The sequence below is a fragment of the Nonomuraea sp. NPDC051941 genome (genome assembly GCF_044593615.1).
On record NZ_JBIUCF010000010.1, the window covers coordinates 54,921 to 73,684 of the forward strand.

Sequence of the window (18,764 nt, forward strand, 5' to 3'; positions counted from 1 at the left end):
ACGAGATCATCAGATGTCTTCGCGAACGTTGAGGTGCGTGTCCCGTACCACCGGCGCTGTGGCCCGATGGCGCCCCCGTCCGTCTCGTCGACCTGGCTTCAGAGACGGCCCGGTCGCGGTGCTTGGGGGCGGGGTCGTGTCCCCAGCAGCGGCAGCCACACCTCGTCCACGATCTCGACGATCGACTCGTCCGGCACCGCGCGCATCGTCGTGAGCAGGTCGTGGCGCAGCAGGTCGAACGGCAGGTTCACCACGCGGGACGGGCGTGGCACGTCGGGCAGCTCGCCGCGCCCGACCGCGTGGGCGACGATCGTCTCGAAGGCGGTCGCCTGGCCCGGCGGGAGGAGGGTGCGGCGCAGCTCGCCGAAGCTGGTGCCGGCGTCGCGGAAGTAGTCCGCCAGCTGCACGCTCATGAACGTGATCGTGGGCGCGCGGTCGGCGTTGGCGTTGCGGAGGAAGCCGATCGCGTCGTCGCGGAGGCTGCCGGTGTCGGGCACCGCGATCGGTTGCCAGAACTTGGTGAGCGTGGCCAGCAGCAGGTCGTCGCGCTGCGGCCAGCGCCGGTAGAGCACGGGACGGCTCGTGCCGGCGCGGGCGGCGACCGCTTCGTAGGTGAAGCCGTGGTATCCGTGCTCGATCAGCACGTCCCACGCGGCGTCGAGGATCGCGCCCTCGAGTTCGGAGCCACGGCGACGGGATGCGCCGCCGTCGGTACGGCGTTCCGCCGCCTGCGCCCCGATCGTCCCGCGCTCATCCGCGATCCGCTCGTACCTAGGATCCACTTGCGTATCTTATCGCGGTGACTTACGGTGTCCGCCGTTAGATACAGCTGCGTATCCTAAGGAGGCGTCAGGGATGTTCGACGTCATCATCGTCGGCGGTGGACCCGCCGGCCTCTTTCTGGCCTGCGAGCTCCGCCTCGCGGGAGCCCGGCCCCTGGTGCTGGAACGACGGCCGGAACCGGACCCGGCAGACAAGGCACACGGCCTCGCTGGTCAGGTCGTGCGGTTACTGGACAACCGCGGCCTCCTGGAACGCTGCGGGGGCCGAGGGGCACCGGTGCCTGCGCCCGGGTTCTTCTTCGGCGGGATGCCCCTGCCGCTGCACGTGCTCGGCAGCGATAACCCGATGTATCTCCTGCCGGTCAACCAGCGTGACCTGGAACGGGTGCTCGGCGAGCGCGCGGCAGAACTCGGCGCGGAGGTCCGGCGAGGTTGGGACGTGCTGTCCTTCAGCCAGAACGATGACCAGGTCGACGTCGTGGCACGCGGTGCGGACGGAATCGAGACGACCTTCACGACCCGATACCTCGTCGGCTGCGACGGCGGCCACAGCCTGGTTCGCAGGCAGGCGGGAATCGCCTTCCTCGGCACCAGCGACGACAATGTCGTCGACCGGACGGCCCTCATCGGGCCGAGCGACCGCTTCCGTTTCGCGCCGGGGGGACGGGTCGTGATCGAGGGCCTCGGCGAGATCCCGGCGCACTTCCACCGTACCGAGCGGGGCGTTTTCACCCTCCTCGCGCACGACCCGGAGCGGCCGCTGGTCAACACCGCCGAATGGGAAGATCACCCGGCAGGCGATTTCCCGGGGCCGGGCGCGCCGATGACGATGGCCGAGATGGAGGACAGCGTTGAGCGGGTTCTCGGAGTGCGCCTGCCCCTGACCGCGCCGCCCGAGGGTGCGCCCACCTTGCTTCGCCGCCAGTGCGGCCGCAACTCCCGGCTCGCCGACCGCTACCGCGACGGCCGAGTCTTCATCGCCGGCGACGCCGCCCATGTCAGCCACGGGCCGACCCTGAATCTGGCGCTGCAGGACGCGGCCAACCTGGCCTGGAAACTGGCCGCCACACTGCAGGGCTGGGCCCCGGAAGGCCTGCTGGACAGCTACGGAAGCGAACGCCACGCGAGCGGCGAACGCGTGCTCATGCACACGCAGGCCGCGACCGCCCTGATGGCGCCCGGAGGCGATGTCACCGCCCTGCGCCTGCTCTTCGCCGAACTCCTCGGCCACACCGAGAACCTGCACCTGGTCGCCGCCCTGCTGGCGGGCGCCGATGTCCGCTACGACATGGGCGAGGAACACCCCGCCGCGCCCACCGGCTGGTTCGTACCATCCCTTGAGCTGACCACCGGCGACGGACACGCGCGGCGCCTCGCCGAGCTCCTGCGCGACGCCAGCCCCCTGCTTCTCGACCTCACCGGCGGGAACGACCTCGCCGCCACCGCAGAGCCCTGGAACGACCGGGTGCGCCGTGTGACCGCAACCGCCGCCGACGTGGCACCCGCATTGCTCATCCGGCCGGACGGCTACGTCGCCTGGGCGGGCGCGGACCCCGACAGCCTGAAGGCGGCCCTCACCCGCTGGTTCAGCCCGGGCTGAGGTCCGTCGTCTGTGGCCCAACGGTGGCCCGAGGGCGAAGTTCGGGCCGTCTACTTCCCGTCGGAGCCGGGGCGGTACGGGAACCGCGTCACCCAATGCGGGAGGTCGCGTTCGACGTCGCTTCGCTGCTGGAGTCCCGCCTCGAACAGGTGCCTCGCGATGTGCTGCTGGGCCGGACGGGTCACCGCGGCCCAGAAGGCATCCATCTGGTCCTTGAACTCGGCCACGGGCCGCTGCGTGGCGAGGTTGACGAAGTGCTTGATGTCCCTGATCGTCTGCAGGTCGAAGGAGGCGACGCGGGACGCGAACGCGTCGACGAAGCCGTCGAGGTCGTCGTCGGGCAGGGCCCGGTTCACGTACCCGTACATTTCGGCGAGCGCTCCGTCGTAGTCGAGCCCGCCGAAGAGGATCTCGAAGGTCCGGCCCCGTCCGACCAGACCGGGCAGACGCGTGGCGGGTCCGCCACCCGGGATGGCGGCCATGCCGATCTCGAACTGACCGACGATGGCCTTCTCGCGGCTGGCGAAGCGGATGTCGGTGGCGAGGAGGAATTCGCTCCCCGCACCGCGTGCCCTGCCCCTGATGGAGGAGATGGTCGCCACGGGGAGGGAGCTGAGACGGGTCAGCAGCGCCGTCCACGGGTGGACCTCCTCCGGACGGGCCAGGACGCGCTTCACCTCGTCACTGTCGGACAGGTCGTAGTGGGCCAGGTAGAAGTCGGGGTCGGCGCTGTCGAAGATGATGACCGCGAGACTGTCGCTCGCCTCGGCGCGCGCGAACAGGGCATTCAACTCGCTTGTCATCGTCGCGTCGACGAGATTGACGGGAGGATTGTCGAACGTCACTCGCCACAATGCGGCTGAGTGCTCGGTCAGGGCGAACCGGGTCGGTGAGGTCATGGATCTGACGCTAGGCTCTGACGGCCAAATGGCGGCTCAGCCTCGCTGCCTTTTCATTCTCAAAGGTCTACAGGTCGGCAAGGCTTTCAGGCGCGACGGGAAACGCCGTGTGAGCGATCGGCCTCGTTTTCGTAACCCCTTCATCATTCGCCGGTGAATATCCGGTCCCGGCTACCGTCGGAAACTCGGCGCCTGGCAAAAAGAGAACAATATCGGCATGGGAGGCTTTCATCCGGCACATCACGCCGGACATAAAATGCTGTAGACGCAGGACGGGGAGGCGGTTGTCCGATGGCGAAGCTACTTTTCGTGATGACCGGGACGGCATACTGGACGCTCAAGGACGGCACCAGGCATGCGACGGGTTACTGGGCCGAGGAGTTCGCGGCCCCGTACAAGGCGCTCACCGACGCCGGCCACGAGATCGTCGTCGCCACGCCCGGCGGAGTGGTCCCGACCGTCGACATGATGAGCCTGCGCCCCGAAATGGCCGGTAGCGCTCAGATCGCTCTCGACCTGGAGGCGATCATCCGCTCCGCGGAGGAGATGCGGCGGCCGATCCGACTGGCGAACGCCCGGCTGGAGGACTACGACGCGGTCTACTTCCCCGGTGGCCACGGCCCCATGGAAGACCTGTGCGTCGACGCGGACGCCGGCCGGCTGCTGACCGAGGCGCTGGCCTCCGGCAAGCCCCTGGCCGTCGTCTGCCACGCCCCGGCGGCGATGCTGGCGACCAGGATCCGCGGCGTGTCGCCCTTCGCCGGCTACCGGGTCACCGCGTTCACCAACGAGGAGGAGAACGCGGTCGGTCTCGGCCCCAAGGCCCGCTGGCTGCTGGAGGACGAGCTCATCGACCTGGGCGTGGACTTCTCCAAGGGCGAGGTGTGGAAGCCCTACACGGTGGTCGACCGCAACCTGTTCACCGGCCAGAACCCGGCCTCGGCAGCCGTCCTGGCCGACCGGCTGCTCAAGGTCCTCTCGTAGGCTTAGATGGGCAGCATCCGCATCAGAGTGTTGCGCGGCCCTGCCAGGCGACCGGCTCCGGCCACGCGGGTCATCCAGCTGGAGGCGGTGACCATCCGCTGGGCGGCCGGGCGCCGCCGTGCGTCATAGGAGAGCAGCGCCTTCGCCACGTCACCGGGGTGCGTACGCAGGCAGCCGGCGAGCTCGACCGCGTCGAGCAGGGCCTGGCAGGCGCCCTGCCCCAGCGCCGGGGTCATCGCGTGGGCCGCGTCTCCTATCAGCGCCACGTTCCCCGTGACGTAGGACCCCAGGGGTGGCGCCAGGTCGTAGACCTCGTGCCGCAGCACGGCGTCCGCCTCGGCGGCCGCGAGCACGCGGGGGATGGGGTCGTGCCAGCCGGCGAAGCGTGCGCGCAGGTCGTCGAGGCTCTCGCGAACCCCTTCCGGGGTGCGTACGGGCGCGTACCAGTTGGTCACCCCCGGAGCCTGCGGCGTCATCCCGAACATCTGCCCGCACCCCCAGGTCTCGCCGTAGTCCTGCGGCTCGAAGCCCTTGATCACGCCGCGCCAGGCGACGATGCCCGCGTAGCGGGGACGGGTCGCGGTGCCGAAGAACGCCTGGCGCACCGCGCTGCGCACCCCGTCGGCGCCCACGACCAGGTCGTAGCCGGCGCGTAGCGCGGCGGGATCGGTGATCTCCACGCCCGTGCTGATCGTCGCCGGGTCCACCTGCTGCACCAGCATCTCGATCAGCGAGACCCGCGACAGCATGCGGACCGGCGCCCCTCCGCGCCGTTCGATGCGCTCCAGCGGCAGGTCGGCCAGGCGCCTGCCATCGGGGGTGCGGATCTGCGCGCGCCGGTAGGGGACGGTGCGTTCGCGCAGTTGCTCGCCCAGTCCCAGCCGGCCCAGGCCGGCCTGGGCGTCCGGGCGGAGGCCCAGCGCCGTGCCTTCGGCGACGACCCGAGGCCATCGCTCGAAGATCGAAACATCCCAGCCGATCGCGCGCAGTGCGATCGCGGTCGTCAGCCCGCCGACTCCGGCGCCGACGACGAGAGCTCTTTTCATCTCAATCACCACACATGTGGTACCACAGCTATGGTGATTGCACAAAGGCGGGAGGATGGGGGCCATGGTGGAGAACAGGGACCGCCGCGACCGGTTGCGCGACGCGGCTATCGAGGTGCTGGCGGGGGAGGGTGGCAGAGGGCTGACCCACCGTGCGGTGGACCGTGCTGCCGAGCTGCCGGAAGGCACGGCCAAGAACTACTTCCCGACCCGCGACAGCCTGCTCCAGGCCGCCGCCGAGCGGTGCGTCGAGCGCTACTGGAGCGAGCTGCAGCAGGCCGAGATCGACACCGTCGACCAGTTGCTCGCGTTGCTGCGCCTGATGATCGAGAGGGCGATGACAGTGAACCGGTCCCGGGTTTTGGCCTACATCGAGCTGCACGCCGAGGCCGCCAGGAATCCCCAGGTGCAGGAGACCCTGGCCCGGCTCTCCCGCGCCGACCTCGACCTCCACCTGGCCGCCCAGCAGGCCGCCGGCCTCCCGGTCACCCGTGAGAGCGCCGCCATGGTGACCCTGGCCGTCAACAGCGCCTTGACCTACCTGCTCACCCAGCCGCCCGACGTGCTCGCCTCCTACGGACTCGACGACCTCGACCGATTCCTGAGCCGCCTCATCGCCTCCGCCTATCCCCGCCACCGAGGCTGACCGGCGACCTGGGCTGGGCCGGCCGCGCCCGTGTCATCCGTTGACCGGCTGCAGGGCGCCGGCGTGCGCGGCGGCGAGCGTGACGCGCACCGCCCGGTCGGCGGTCGTCTCGTCGACCGGTTCGGCGGTGATGAGCAGACGCAGGTAGATCGGTGCGGCCAAGGTCTTCAACAGCTCGGCGGGGTCGGTGCCGCCGGGAAGTTCGCCGCGCTCGATGGCGCGCGTGACCACCGGTTCGGCTCTGGCGAGCCGGTCCTCGAACACGTGACGCCGGGCTGCGGCGATTTCCGGAAGGTGGGCGGCCCCGGTGAACATGGCGGCGAGGATGGCCTGCCCGGTCGGGCTGGTGAACGCCTGGGCGAGCGAGCGTGCCAGCGCCCGCAGGTCGGTCTCGATCGCTCCGCTGTCAGGGACGGGGATGTCCAGCGCCATGTGCTCGGACAGGGCGTCGGTGAGCAGGCTCTCTCGATCTTTCCACCGCCGGTACACCGTCGTCTTGTGGACTCCGGCGCGCTGGGCGATGTTCTCGATGGTCAATGCGGCGTAGCCCTTGTCCACGAGCTCGGCGAGCGTGGCGGCGTGGACGGCGGCGCGTACTTTGGCGCCGCGGCCGACCGGCCTGGCGGTGGAAGGATCGGACTGCATTGCAACTCCAAGTTGCGATATTCGGAGGGTGCTGACAGGATGAATGTATCGCAACTCGAAGTTGCGATACCTGTGGACGCATCCCCTTGAGGTGGTACATCATGCGCAACTCTCCCTCCGGGACTCTCCGTGCCATCCCCGACCAGACCGGGCGCGTCGCTGTGGTGACCGGAGCCAACAGCGGCATCGGCTACGTAACCGCCCGGGAGCTGGCCCGTCGTGGCGCGCACGTCGTGCTGGCCTGCCGCGATCCCGAACGCGGCCAGGCCGCCCTCACTCGCATGCGGGATGAGGTGCCCGGCGCTCGCGTGGATCTGCGCCGGGTGGACCTGGGCAGCCTGGCCTCCATCCGGGAGTTCGCCGCCGGTTGGGACCGCGGCCGGATCGATCTGCTGGTCAACAACGCCGGGGTGGCGATGGTGCCGTACGCACTGACCGTCGACGGGTTCGAGTCGCAGTTCGGCGTCAACCACCTGGGCACCTTCGCCCTGACCGGTCTGCTCCTGCCGCATCTGCTCGCCGCGCCCGATCCGCGGGTGGTCACCGTCAGCAGCGAGGGCCAGCGATTCGCCCGCTTCGACCTGGCCAACCTCAACGCCGAACGCGGCTACCGGACGGCGTTCGCCTACGTGCAGTCCAAGCGGGCCAACCTCTACTTCGCGATGGAACTGCAGCGCCGGGCCGACGCCGCCGGACAGCGGCTGCGCAGCATGGCAGTCGCCCCCGGTCTGACCCGCACCAACGTGCTCACCGGCGGCGCCAACAGCGGCAGGGGACGGCTGTATGCGGCCCTTGCCCGCCTGCTGGTGCGCGTGGCCTTCCGGCCCACTCCGGAAGGGGCGAAGACCTCTCTGTACGCGGCGACCGCGCCGGATTTGCCCGGCGGCAGCTACATCGTTCCCGACGGGCCGCTGCAACTGCGCGGAGAGCCCACCGGTCGTACTCGTGAGCGCGCCATCCGCGACATGGCCACAGCCGCACGCCTCTGGCAGTTGTCCGAACGCCTGACCGGCGTCACCTACGCTCTGTCCGCAGCCGCCGTGGATAGGGTGCGGGGGTGAGCGCACCCCGAGCCTCCTGGCGTAACACCACCCACGACTGGGCGGCCGACGTCGACCTCGGCCACCTCGCCCGCATCCGGGAGAACCCGGACGAGTTCGCCCCCGGCGGCGTCCGGCACCTGATCCTCGAAGTCCTCGCCTACCCGGCCGACGAGGCGGCGAGCACGGGCGCCGGACGCTGCACCGTCATCCTCCACGCCGACGGCTCGGTGTCCGTGGCCGACGAGGGGCGAGGCACCGACACCCGCTTCGACGAGCAGGGGCGGCCGGTGAAGAAGCCCGTCATGGCGTCCAAGGACCTGCGCTTCTTCGACGACCCGGGCGCGGAGGTGCTTGCCGACGGGCATCCGCGCCGCGGCATGTCCGTCGTCGCCGCGCTCAGCGAGTGGCTTGTCCACACCAACCGCCGCCTGAACGGGTCCTGGACCCAGCGGTACGAGCACGGCGTCCCCGTCACCGGCCTGGAGCCCCTCGCCGGCGACGGCACCACGGGGACGACCGTGCACTTTCTTCCCGGCGCGCACCTTCCCCTGCTCGCCGACGACCTGCGCCGCTTTGCGGGCGTATGGCCTGGCCTGGCCGTGATCGTCGACGACCGCCGTGGTGGCTGACTCTGTGCCGTTTTCCGGGTCAAGACCAACCCGTGCCCGGTCGAGCTGGGCGAAGGCCCTTTACGGGCTCGTCGTCAGCGCCGGGTTCGTTTCGACAACGCCGTCCAGCACCTGATCGATGCGCTCCATGAGGTCGGCGTCGAGCCGGACCTCGGCCGCTTCGACGTTCTCCCGCACCTGCTCGGGCCGCGATGCCCCGATGATCGCCGAAGCCACGTTGGGGCGCCGCAACACCCAGGCCAGCGCGAGCTGTCCCAGCGACAGCCCGGCCTCATCGGCCAGAGGACGCAGCCGCTGCACCCGTACCAGTACGTCCTCGCGCAGGAAGGGCTGGATGAAACTGCCCGCACCGTTCAGGTCGGCGCCGCGCGACCCGGCGGGCGCCGGCTGCCCCGGCCGATACTTGCCCGTCAGTACGCCCTGCGCGACAGGGGACCAGGCGAGCTGACTGAGCCCTTCCCGCTCGCACGCCGGCACGACCTCGGCCTCGATCACCCGCCACAACGCGCTGTACTGCGCCTCGTTGGAGACCAACGGCACGTGCAGCTCCCGGGCGAGCGCGGCGCTCCTCGTGATCTGCTCGGCCGTCCATTCGGAGACGCCGACGTAGAGCACATGGCCCTGCCTGACCAGATCGGCGAACGCCACCATGGTCTCCTCCAGCGGCACCGTCCGGTCGAATCGATGCGCCTGGTACACATCGAGATAGTCGGTGCCCAGCCGCCGCAGCGACGCGCGTGCCGACTCCATGACGTGCTTGCGGCCCAGGCCTTTGTCATTGGGCCCGCCCGGCCCGGTGGGCCAGAACACCTTCGTGGATATCTCCAGACTTTCCCGCCGCTGTCCTTTCAGCGCGCGGCCGAGCACCGACTCGGCTGCGGTGTTCGCGTACGCGTCCGCGGTGATGAATGTGGTGATGCCCGCGTCCAGCGCCGCCGTGACGCACGCTCGCGCACGTTCTTCCTGGTCGGGGGCGTCGTATGCGAGCCAGTGGCCGTAGGAGATCGCGCTGACGGACAGGCCGCTACGGCCGAGACGACGAAATTCCATGCATTTACGGTAGCGCTTCATTTTGACCACTCGAGACTTTATCGAGGCGATTTGACAAATCAATTAAAGGCGCTCTCCAGGTAAATTGAGAGAGCAGGTGAAGGTGAATTTGTCAAATGTCGCTCGCCGGGCGCTCACGTGCGGGTTCGGGGATCATGAGAAGGGTGTCCGGCCGGGGGACGGCGCTGGGGACGGCGGTTACCGTGTGGCCGGTACGATGACCGGCTCGGCCCAGGGCTGGGCGCCGCCGATGCGCTTGTGCGGGCCCGCGCCGAACGGCAGCTACGCCTTGCGCGGGATGTGGTGGGCACGGCCGGGGTCGAAGCGGTCGTCGAAGAAGCGCCGGATCACATAAGGCCTGAGCAGGATGTCCGTGCCGGGCGCGAGGCGTTCGCCCGGCGAGCTTCGTCGAGGTCGATGGGCGGCGGTGGCCCGCATGAGAGCAGAGCCGAGTACAGGCGGTTGGCCTCGGTCAAGACCAGGCCGGTGTGCGGGAGGCGGGCCACGCCGGACGGGAGCCGCTCGAACGCGCGTGGCAGGAAGGCGCGTAGTGCCACGCCGCTGGTGACGACCGGCAACGACCGATCGACCTCCGCCACGACCGGACCCGCCAGGTCCACCGAGAACAGGGTCTCGGCCGTGGCGGTGAGAGTCAGCCGCTAGAGCGCGCGGTCGACGCGTACGGGTTCGCGCGGTTTGAACGAGCCGCTCAGATCCCGGGCGAGCCGGGTGATGACGCCGGCGTACCCGGGGATCTCGCGGGCGCGGAACGGCGGGTGGATCAGGCGGCGGCGCCGCAGGTGGGCGGGGCCCTCCAAAGTGGCCAGGCTGTCATCGATGACGGGGCCGAGCTGTCTGAACATGCGTCCCACGCCGAGCGCGTGCGTTCGGGCCGCCAGAGCCCTCGTCCGGTACGCCATCGATGGCGGGCGCGGTCATGCGGCACGGCCTGGGACGGAGCCTCCACCCGTGTAGCGGGTGCTATTTCCCGTGTGGCGCCTGCCTGTCGAGACGTTCGAGGCCTTCGGATGAGAGGAAAGAATGACGATTCTCGTGACCGGCGCCACCGGCACGGTCGGCCGCCAGATCGTGGCGCAGCTCGTCGCGCGTGGCGAGCGGGTCCGGGCCCTGACCAGGAACCCGGCGGCGGCGCGGCTGCCCGGGTCCGTGGAGGTGGCCTACGGCGACCTGACCGCGCCGCAGTCCCTGGGCCCCGCGCTGGAAGGCGTGACCGGGTTGCACCTGATCACCGTCGCCGGTGATGACCAGGCGGCGCTCCAGACCGGGCCCGAGCTCGTCGAGCTGGCCGCGAAGGCGGGCGTGACCCGCGTCAGCGTGCTGAGCAGCTGGGACGAGTGCTCGGTCGAGGAGGCGCTGCGGGCCGGGGACCTCGGCTGGACGCAGTTGCGTTGCGTGGAGTTCATGACCAACGCGCTCGAATGGGCCGAATCGATCCGCGAGGAGGGTGTGGTTCGGGCCTTCGGCAACCATCCGGGGGCCGTGGTGCACGAGGCCGACATCGCCGCCGTCGCGGTGGCGGCGCTGGTCGAGGAGGGGCACGCCGGGCAGGCGTACCTGGTCACCGGGCCGGAGGCGCTGACCCCGGAGCGGCGGGTCCGCGTGATCGGCGAGGCCGTCGGGCGGGAGATCCGGTTCGAGGAGCTGAGCGAGGCGCAGTACCGGGCGTCGATGGAGGCATGGGGGGCGGGGGAGGAGCTGATCGAGTTCGCGGTCCGGCTCGGGGCCAAGCCGCCGGACGCCGCCTCGGTCGTGCTGCCCACCGTCGAGCAGGTGACCGGCCGTCCCGGGCGCACGTTCGCCCAGTGGGCCACGGAGCACGCCGCCGCCTTCCGCCCTTAGCCCATTAACAGGAGAAATATCATGACAATTAGCCCTTTTCGTATTGAAGTTCCCCAGCAGGACCTGGAGGATCTCCGTACCCGCCTGGCCATGACCCGCTGGCAGGGCCAGCTCCCCGGCACCGGATGGGAGCGCGGCGTCCCCCTCGACTACCTCAAGAACCTGGCCGAATACTGGCGCACCGGCTACGACTGGCGCGCCCACGAGGCCAGGCTCAACGAGATCCCCCAGTTCACCGCCACGATCGATGGGCAGAACATCCACTTCGCCCACATCCGCTCCGAAAACCCGTCCGCCCTGCCGCTCATGCTCCTGCACGGCTGGCCGGGCACGTTCGTGATGTTCCTGGACGTCATCGAGCCCCTCTCGCGAGCCTTCCACCTGGTCATCCCCTCCTTGCCGGGCTTCGGCTTCTCCGCCCCGCTGTCCGGCCCCGGCTGGGATCCCGCCCGCACCGCCAGAGCCTTCACGCAGCTGATGGCGCTGCTCGGCTACGACAGGTACGGGGTGCAGGGCGGGGACAGCGGCTCCTTCATCGCGCCGGAGATGGGCAAACACGCCCCCGACCACGTCGTCGGCGTCCACCTCAACGCCGCCATCACCTTTCCCGTCGGCCAGGAGGGGGAGATGGACGGGCTGACGGAGGAGGAGCGGCGGCGCTGGGACACGATGCAGAACTTCAATGACGGCTACCTCCAGACCCAGTCGAAGCGGCCGCAGACGGTCTCGTACGGGCTGCATGATTCGCCGGTGGGGCAGTTGGCGTGGATCATGGAGAAGTTCAAGGAGCTGACGGACCCGGTGGAGGGGTTGCCTGAGGACTCGCTCGACCGCGACCTCATGCTGACCAACGTCACCATCTACTGGCTGACCGGCACTGCGGGGTCGTCGGCGCAGTTCTACTACGAGAGCATGGGCGCGGCCGACTGGAGCGAAGCCGGCGCAGACGACTGGGCCACCACCTCAAACGGCGAGTCCGTCTCGAGCGGCACTTCCGAAGACTGGGCCGGCACGCCCGATGCGAATGCTCCCGACTCGGGTGGTGCCTCCGATTTGGGTGGTGCCGGTGATTGGAGTGGCGCGTCCGGTTCGGGTGTGTCGGGCTTGGGGGTGGCTGGTTCGGGTGGTGGCGCGTCCGGCTCGGGTATGTCGGGCTCGGGTGCGTCCGGTTTGGGTGGTGGCGGTACGGCCGCTTCGGGGGCTTCCGACTCGGGTGGTGTGGGCGACTGGGGTGGTGCGGGGGATTGGGCTGCGGCGGCGCGGGGCACTGTGCCGACGGGCGTGCTCGTGTCGAAGCCCTGCGACGTCACCATCCGCCCCTGGGCTGAGCGCGACCACAACATCGTGCACTGGGCCGAATACGACAAGGGCGGCCATTTCTTCGCCACCGAGCAGCCGGGCCTCTTCGCCGAGGATGTCACCGCGTTCTTCGCGAAGCTCCGCTGACTCCGCCCGGTGACGGCGGCGGGTGCCCGGTAACGGCAACTCGGTGACATGGGTGACGCTGCCCAGGCGGCGACCGGTATCCAAACGGCCGGTCGTTGCGGTGGCCGGCGCCTTCAAGGGCCGGTTGTCACGGTGGCCAGCGCACCTCGGGGCTGGGGTGATAGCGGCATGTGGCGCCGGTGGAGAGCGAGGATCTCAGGTGGGCGGCCAGTTCCGGGTGGCGCTGGTCGAGCTGGCGCAGTGTGTTGCGGATCCGGTTGGTGACCGCCTTGCGGGCGCGTTCGGCCTCGTCGCCGAGCCGGCGCGGGCGGCCGCCCAGCCCCGCGGCCGTGCGTAGTTCGTTCAGCAGCGCCGTGCGCTCGGCGTCGAGCTCGGCCGCCCGGCGGTCGTCGCCCAGCCCGGCCGCCCGGTCGATCTCGTCGTCGAGCAGCTCCAGCCGCCTCCGGTAGCGGGTCCTGGCCTCATCGTCCAGTACGTCGTCACCGCCCATGCTCCGGGTGGCGAGCACGACCTCGCCGCCGGCCGGGTTCAGCAGCTCGACCGCCGAGACGTCGCTTCCAGGGCGGCCGAGCAGGACGCGCAGGTCGGCCAGGCCCTTGGAGTCGGGCAGGTGCACGGTGCGGTCGGCGAAGGTCAGGGTCCAGACCCCGCCGTCGAGGCGGAAGGCGTTGGCTGCGGGACGCGGCAGGCGTACCAGCATGCCGAGGGCGGCGGCGTCTCGCTCGACCTGCGCGATCAGCGTGGAGGGGTCGTCGCCGCGCGCCTGCAGCGCCTCGGCCAGGCGGGCGCAGGACTCGATCGACCAGGGTCGGGCACCCAGCAGGTCGGCCGCGCGACAGGCGGCGGTGAACCCGTCGACGGCCTCGTCCCAGCGTTCCTGGGCGGCGTCGAGCACCGCCGCCCAGTGCGCGAACGGCCCCTCGACGGCGACCGTGGCCGTCACACCCCATTGGCCGACGTACGGGGTGATCGCGGCCCGCGCGAGCTCGCAGAGCACTGGATCCTTGGACAGGGCGGCCGCCTGCGCCTGGAGCCTCAGCCACAGCGGCGCCATCCACCGTAGGTACTGCTCGCCCGGCGTCACGACCTCCGCCAGGTGGCGCGCCGCACCCTCGTCGCCGCGCTGCACCGCCGTCGCGGCGCGGTAGAGCAGGAAGTGATGGCTGCCCGCGAGCTCCATCTCCGCCAGTACGCTGTCGGCAACGTCGAAGCGGCCCCTGAGCGTCGCAGCCGACCACCGCTGCATCCAGCGCAGGTCACGTCGGCCGATGCCTGGTTGCTCGCCCAGCTCGTAGGCGGCGTCGATGTGCGTCGCCGCCTCGTCGAAGCGTCCGGTGAGCGTGGCGAACATGGCTCTGAGGACCGTGGCCTCGTGCTGGAACAGCGCCAGCTCGGCACCTTCGGCGCGCGTGGCGAATGCCTGCAGCTCGGGCAGGCACTGTGGATCACCCATCTCCAGCAGCGCCCCGACGCGCCAGGAGCGCGCGGTCAACTCCAGCCGTGGATCCCGGCTTCGCCGCGCCACGGTCGACAGCTCCTCGGTGACGGCCAGTCGTTCGGCCGCGCTGCCCGGCCCCCAAATGGCCCCCAGTCTGGTCAGCAGGCTGAAGCCGAGTGTTTCGTCATCCTCCCCCTGTCTGGCCAGCTCCGCCGCGACCTCGCTCAACTCCCGGGCGGCAACATCCAACCGCCCTCGGCCGTAGCCAGCGGTGTCGGGTGTGGTGTCATCCCTGAAAAGGGCGTCGCCTCCGGGCTGGGCGTCGCCTCCGGGCTGGGCGTCGCCTCCGGGCTGGGCGTCGCCTCCGGGCTGGGCGTCGCCTCCGGGCAGGTGGTCGATCTCGCGCGGGGCGTTGCGTTCGTGGAGGGCATTGCGGTCCCGTGCGGTGTCGTGCTGACTTGCGGTGTCGGCCGTCTCGTGGGACGGGTCAGTGGTCGTGTGCGCGATGCCGCCGCACCGGTTGCCCGTGATATCGCGCGAGCTTGTGGTGTTGCGCTCACCCGTGGTGTCGCCGTGCGGGCGTCTCTTGGTGTTGCCTTCGTGCGTGGTGTGGCCCTGGTGGGGGATTCCGCTTTCACGCGTGGTGTCGCTCGTCCCATGGGAGACGTGGGTGGACGTCTGCGCGATGTCGTTGCGTCGGTGTGTCGTAGGGGTGTGGTTGCGTGCTGGGCCCACTGCGCTCGCTGGGCTGGGCCTGTCCTGATCCGGCGCGCTCTGAGCCCCGGGTTGCCCGTATGCGGGTTCGCCCCGTACGGGGACGGTGATCTTGTGGGCGGGCGTGTTGGCAGTGGGGGTGGGTGGGAGGACCAGGCGGTGGTGGGTCTCGTGGACGAAGTCGGTCCAGCGGCCGTGGTCGGTGTGGCCGAGGTCGTGCAGCTTCAGGGCGGTCAGGGCCAGCAGGTCGGGGTCGTCGAGGCGACGGGCGATGGCGACGGCGGCCTCCAGTGTGCGGGTGCCGGTGGCGGTGTCGCCCACGCGGTGCTGCGCCACGCCGAGGTCCAGGCCGATCGTGGCCCGTCTGCGAGTCTCCCCCGCGGGGGTCAGCTCCAGGGCGCGCCGGTAGTGGCCGACTGCTTCCTCGTTCGCCATCCGTGCCTCGGCGTCCCTGGCCGCCGTGAGGAGGAGGGCGGGGGCGTCGGGTGTAGCGGCGAGGTACGCGTGGTGGGCGCGGATCGCGGGTGCTGCCGGGTCGAGGGCGCGGAGGGCGGCCGCGTGCCGGGCACGGACTTCGTGCTCGTTCAGCTCGGCGTAGAGGGTCTCGCGTACGAGGTCGTGGATGAAGGCATGGTGGCCGGAGCCCAGAGAGGTGATGAGCTTGGCCGACACGGCCTGGTCGAGGGCCCGCCGCACCGAGAGCTCGGTCGCCACGAGCTCCTGCCGGGCCGGAGAGGCGCCGCGAGCGGGGGAGGAACCGGATCCTCGGCAGGGCAGGGGTCCGTCAGGTGGAGAGTCGTCGGGTGAGGGGCTGTGGGGTGAGGAGGGGGTGAGTGGGGGGTCGGTGGGTGGGGGAGTGAGGGCGGTGTGGAGGGTGGGTTCGGTGAAGTCGCGGCCCAGGACCGCCGCCATGCGCAGCACCTCGAGCACCCCCTCCGGCAGCCGCGACAACCGCCGGCGCACGGCCGCCCCCACCCCCGGCGGGATCGTCGCGAGAGGGGTCCCGCCCTGCCACAGGCGGGCGGTCTGCTCCACGAAGAACGGGTTGCCGCCCGTGCGCCGGTGGATCTCCGTCACCAGCTCCTCGCCGGGGTCCACGCCCGTGGTGTGGGACACCAGCCGGCCCACCTCCTCCTGGTCCAGCCCCGTCAGCGTTAGGACGGTGGCCTTGGCCTCCAGGGGCAGGCTCAGCGGCCCGTCGACCTCGGCGTCACGATAGGTGCCGATCACCAGCAGGCGCTCGAACCAGGCATGACGCACCACGAACTCCAGCAGCCGCAGCGAGGCCGCGTCCGCCCAATGGAGGTCTTCGAGCACGACCACCACCGGCCGCTCGCGGGAGGCGTCCACCAGCAGGCCGGTCACCGCGTCGTACAGCTCGAACCCGTCCGATCCGGCCAGGCCCAGAAAAGGGCTCTGCAGCGTCGCCCCGGGCATGAGACGGCGGACCACCTGGACCCACGGCCAGTAGCCCGGCGCGCCCTCGCCCTCCCAGCAGGCGCCGCCGAGCAGCCGGGCGCCCCCGCGCACGGCCTCCGCCGCCGCGCCCGCCACCAGGGCGCTCTTGCCGATGCCCGCCTCGCCGGTGACGAGCACCAGCGCGCCATGGCTGACGAGCGTGCGCTCGACCTCGCCGCGGAGCACGGCCGCGGGTCGTTCCCTCCCGATGAGCATCGCCATGCGGGCACCCTACGCGGCCGGGCCGACAATTCAGGGGGCCCGGGAAGATGAAACTTTCAGCCCGAACCCGCAGGTCGGCGGCGACAACCCCGTTCGCGGTTTGACGTGGACCCGTGCCCGTGCGATCAAAGCAGGCGCGGTTCAGTCCCGCTGGGAAAGCGCTTACCGAAAAGGGAGGGCGACCTTGACGTTCCGATCCCGTTCCACCGTGGTGGCCACAGCGATGGCCGCCGGACTGCTGGCCGCCGTCACCTCGGCGCCGCCCGCGCAGGCAGCCCCGACCGACGGCAGCGGCCCCTGGCCCTCGGACACCGGCAGCGTGCACCTCACCTCGACCCGCAACGCCGGCACGTTCTTCGATGGCGGCATGAAGCGCTACTACGGCATCGGCGACGGCGGCCAGGGCGAGAGCCAGGACCCGATGTTCGTCGTGGCCAACGGCGGCACCATCCAGAACGTCATCATCGACGCCCCGGCCGGCGACGGCATCCATTGCGAGGGCTCGTGCACCATCCGCAACGTGTGGTGGAACGACGTGGGCGAGGACGCCGCGACGTTCAAGTCGTCCAGCTCGTCGGCGACCTACCTGGTGGACGGCGGCGGCGCCAAGTCCGCCTCCGACAAGGTGTTCCAGCACAACGGCGCCGGCACGCTGACCATCAGGAACTTCCAGGTGCACGGCTCGGGCAAGCTCTACCGCGCCTGCGGAAACTGCTCCACCTCCTACCGGCGGAACGTGGTCATGGACGGCGTCACCGTCCGCACCACCAAGGTTCTGGCCGGGATCAACACGAACTGGGGCGACACGGCCAGGTTCAGCCGGATCACCGTGTACGGCAGCGCCACCATCTGCGAGAAGTACCGGGGCGTCCCCAAGGGCCAGGAGCCGGTGAAGATCGGATCCGGGGCCGACGGCGTGAACTGCATCTACTCCTCATCCGACATCACCTACCGGTGAACCCTCGAATGTTAGCGCTACCACAACCAGAGAGGCCCGAATGAAACGACTGGCCGTCCTGCCCCTCCTCCTGATCATCACGTTCTTCTTACCCATCCAGAACGCCCTGGCCGACACGAACGTGGCCGGCACCGCGACCCCGTCCGCCTCCTACACCTCCTCGTGGGAGAGCGTGGCGGCCATCAACGACGGCATCGACCCGCCCAGCTCGAACGACACCGTCAACCGCCGCTGGGGCACCTGGCCCAACACCGGCACCCAGTGGGCCGAGCTCACCTGGAGCTCGACCCAGAATCTCAAGGGCGCCGACGTGTATTTCTTCGACGACGGCGGCGGCGTCCGCGTCCCCGCCTCCTGGAAGCTCCAGTACTGGAACGGCAGCGCCTACGTCGACATCTCCGCCTCGTACCCGATCGCCGTCAACGCCTACAACAAGGTGACCTTCACGCAGGTCAGCACCACGCGCCTGCGCGTCCAGCTGCAGAGCGGCGCGGGCTCGGTCGGCCTGCTGGAGGTCAAGGCGTGGGCCCCCGACTCAGGCGGCGGCACCTCGAACTGGAACCCGCCCGCCAACCTGGTCACCCCGCTCAACGAGGTCTGGCAGCACGTCGAGAGCACGTACCCCAACCTGTACGGGTTCCGCAACTACGGCTGGGACCAGATCATGGCCAACGGCGGCTCGATCAACTACTGCGTACGCTGGGACACCACCGCCACCGTGACCGCGGCGCAGCGTGACCAGATCCACGCGGCGCTGGCCCGCCAGTTCAAGAAGTGGATGGACGTCATGGCCGGCCACAACGGCTGGCCCTACGCGAACGTGCCGGTCAAGGTCGTGGGCTGGGCCGTACGGGACCGGGCGCAGCTGCAGTGGAGCGACAACTCCGTGGACATCTACGTCAACAACATCCGCGAGAACGCGCCCCAGTGCTCCGAGCCCTGCGGCCGGTTCTTCAACCAGAGCGGTCAGTACCCCAACTGCCCGGGCGGCGCCTCGCACCACTACGACATGTCGCTCTGGCTGACCGCCGGGTTCGGCGGGGGAGCAGGGGGCGACTGGGGGCAGCGGATCGGCAGCGAGTACTACATGTCGAACCTCAACGCCGACAACATCCACATCCTGCTGCATGAGATGGGCCACTCGTTCGGCCTGGACGACTTCTACGACTGGACTCCGACGGGCCAGTGCTGCTTCCTGATGAAGGCGGGCAGCGCGGCGCAGATCACGGAGTTCGACAAGTGGATGTTCCGGGACTGGTGGCGGCACCTGAAGAGCCGCTACGGCCTCTGACGAAAGACGAAAGACGCAAAGGGGGAGGGCGGCGGGGTCTCCGCCGCCCTCCT

Annotated in this window: 17 protein-coding genes; 9 read left to right on the top strand and 8 right to left on the bottom strand. The window is 70.2% G+C overall.

Annotated features, from left to right (window positions below; all coding sequences use genetic code 11):
• Positions 1-98 precede the first annotated feature (98 nt).
• Complete coding sequence (locus ACIHFD_RS18620; protein ID WP_397367964.1) at positions 99-782, bottom strand: TetR/AcrR family transcriptional regulator; 684 nt, start codon at positions 780-782, stop codon at positions 99-101.
• 73 nt (positions 783-855) lie between these two features.
• Here ACIHFD_RS18620 and ACIHFD_RS18625 point away from each other — a divergent pair, with 73 nt between their 5' ends.
• Positions 856-2,382 (top strand): FAD-dependent monooxygenase, encoded by a 1,527-nt coding sequence (locus ACIHFD_RS18625; RefSeq protein ID WP_397367965.1) that lies wholly within the window; start codon positions 856-858, stop codon positions 2,380-2,382.
• Between the two features lie 50 nt (positions 2,383-2,432).
• Here the strand turns inward: ACIHFD_RS18625 and ACIHFD_RS18630 are convergent, their stop codons facing one another.
• Entirely contained in the window at positions 2,433-3,281 is an 849-nt protein-coding gene (locus ACIHFD_RS18630) for an enoyl-CoA hydratase/isomerase family protein (RefSeq protein WP_397367966.1), read from the bottom strand.
• Between the two features lie 291 nt (positions 3,282-3,572).
• On the opposite strand from ACIHFD_RS18630, the gene ACIHFD_RS18635 reads away from it, so the two are divergent.
• On the top strand, positions 3,573-4,265 hold the full coding sequence (locus ACIHFD_RS18635) for a type 1 glutamine amidotransferase domain-containing protein (protein ID WP_397367967.1): 693 nt from the start codon (positions 3,573-3,575) through the stop codon (positions 4,263-4,265).
• 2 nt (positions 4,266-4,267) lie between these two features.
• Here the strand turns inward: ACIHFD_RS18635 and ACIHFD_RS18640 are convergent, their stop codons facing one another.
• Positions 4,268-5,311, bottom strand: a complete 1,044-nt coding sequence (locus ACIHFD_RS18640) for an FAD-dependent monooxygenase (protein WP_397367968.1) — start codon at positions 5,309-5,311, stop codon at positions 4,268-4,270.
• 64 nt (positions 5,312-5,375) lie between these two features.
• Here ACIHFD_RS18640 and ACIHFD_RS18645 point away from each other — a divergent pair, with 64 nt between their 5' ends.
• Positions 5,376-5,957: a TetR/AcrR family transcriptional regulator gene (locus ACIHFD_RS18645; protein ID WP_397367969.1), complete on the top strand. Its 582-nt coding sequence runs from the start codon at positions 5,376-5,378 to the stop codon at positions 5,955-5,957.
• Between the two features lie 33 nt (positions 5,958-5,990).
• On the opposite strand, the gene ACIHFD_RS18650 is transcribed toward ACIHFD_RS18645, so the two are convergent.
• On the bottom strand, positions 5,991-6,602 hold the full coding sequence (locus ACIHFD_RS18650; RefSeq protein ID WP_397367970.1) for a TetR/AcrR family transcriptional regulator: 612 nt from the start codon (positions 6,600-6,602) through the stop codon (positions 5,991-5,993).
• A 101-nt stretch (positions 6,603-6,703) separates the two neighbouring features.
• Here ACIHFD_RS18650 and ACIHFD_RS18655 point away from each other — a divergent pair, with 101 nt between their 5' ends.
• A complete protein-coding gene (locus tag ACIHFD_RS18655) occupies positions 6,704-7,663 on the top strand; it encodes an oxidoreductase (protein ID WP_397367971.1) in 960 nt (319 codons plus the stop codon).
• On the top strand, positions 7,660-8,274 hold the full coding sequence (locus tag ACIHFD_RS18660; RefSeq protein ID WP_397367972.1) for a hypothetical protein: 615 nt from the start codon (positions 7,660-7,662) through the stop codon (positions 8,272-8,274). Before ACIHFD_RS18655 ends, ACIHFD_RS18660 begins: the two co-directional genes overlap by 4 nt.
• Before the next feature lie 60 nt (positions 8,275-8,334).
• Here the strand turns inward: ACIHFD_RS18660 and ACIHFD_RS18665 are convergent, their stop codons facing one another.
• The 3 genes from ACIHFD_RS18665 to ACIHFD_RS18675 form a co-directional block, all read right to left on the bottom strand.
• Complete coding sequence (locus tag ACIHFD_RS18665; protein ID WP_363980579.1) at positions 8,335-9,324, bottom strand: aldo/keto reductase family protein; 990 nt, start codon at positions 9,322-9,324, stop codon at positions 8,335-8,337.
• 282 nt (positions 9,325-9,606) lie between these two features.
• Positions 9,607-9,762 carry a hypothetical protein gene (locus ACIHFD_RS18670; protein WP_397367973.1) on the bottom strand — a complete coding sequence of 52 codons (156 nt, stop codon included), beginning with the start codon at positions 9,760-9,762 and terminating at the stop codon, positions 9,607-9,609.
• Between the two features lie 221 nt (positions 9,763-9,983).
• Positions 9,984-10,187, bottom strand: a complete 204-nt coding sequence (locus tag ACIHFD_RS18675) for a hypothetical protein (protein ID WP_397367974.1) — start codon at positions 10,185-10,187, stop codon at positions 9,984-9,986.
• A 178-nt stretch (positions 10,188-10,365) separates the two neighbouring features.
• Here ACIHFD_RS18675 and ACIHFD_RS18680 point away from each other — a divergent pair, with 178 nt between their 5' ends.
• Positions 10,366-11,184 (top strand): NAD(P)H-binding protein, encoded by an 819-nt coding sequence (locus tag ACIHFD_RS18680; RefSeq protein ID WP_397367975.1) that lies wholly within the window; start codon positions 10,366-10,368, stop codon positions 11,182-11,184.
• Between the two features lie 21 nt (positions 11,185-11,205).
• Positions 11,206-12,630 carry an epoxide hydrolase family protein gene (locus tag ACIHFD_RS18685; protein WP_397367976.1) on the top strand — a complete coding sequence of 475 codons (1,425 nt, stop codon included), beginning with the start codon at positions 11,206-11,208 and terminating at the stop codon, positions 12,628-12,630.
• Positions 12,631-12,757: 127 nt separating this feature from the next.
• Here the strand turns inward: ACIHFD_RS18685 and ACIHFD_RS18690 are convergent, their stop codons facing one another.
• Positions 12,758-16,462: an ATP-binding protein gene (locus tag ACIHFD_RS18690; protein ID WP_397367977.1), complete on the bottom strand. Its 3,705-nt coding sequence runs from the start codon at positions 16,460-16,462 to the stop codon at positions 12,758-12,760.
• 184 nt (positions 16,463-16,646) lie between these two features.
• Here ACIHFD_RS18690 and ACIHFD_RS18695 point away from each other — a divergent pair, with 184 nt between their 5' ends.
• Together ACIHFD_RS18695 and ACIHFD_RS18700 are read left to right on the top strand one after the other, a co-directional pair.
• Positions 16,647-17,420, top strand: coding sequence for a pectate lyase (locus tag ACIHFD_RS18695; protein ID WP_397367978.1), 774 nt, complete (start codon positions 16,647-16,649; stop codon positions 17,418-17,420).
• Between the two features lie 40 nt (positions 17,421-17,460).
• Positions 17,461-18,711 carry a hypothetical protein gene (locus ACIHFD_RS18700; protein WP_350736597.1) on the top strand — a complete coding sequence of 417 codons (1,251 nt, stop codon included), beginning with the start codon at positions 17,461-17,463 and terminating at the stop codon, positions 18,709-18,711.
• Positions 18,712-18,764: the final 53 nt, after the last annotated feature.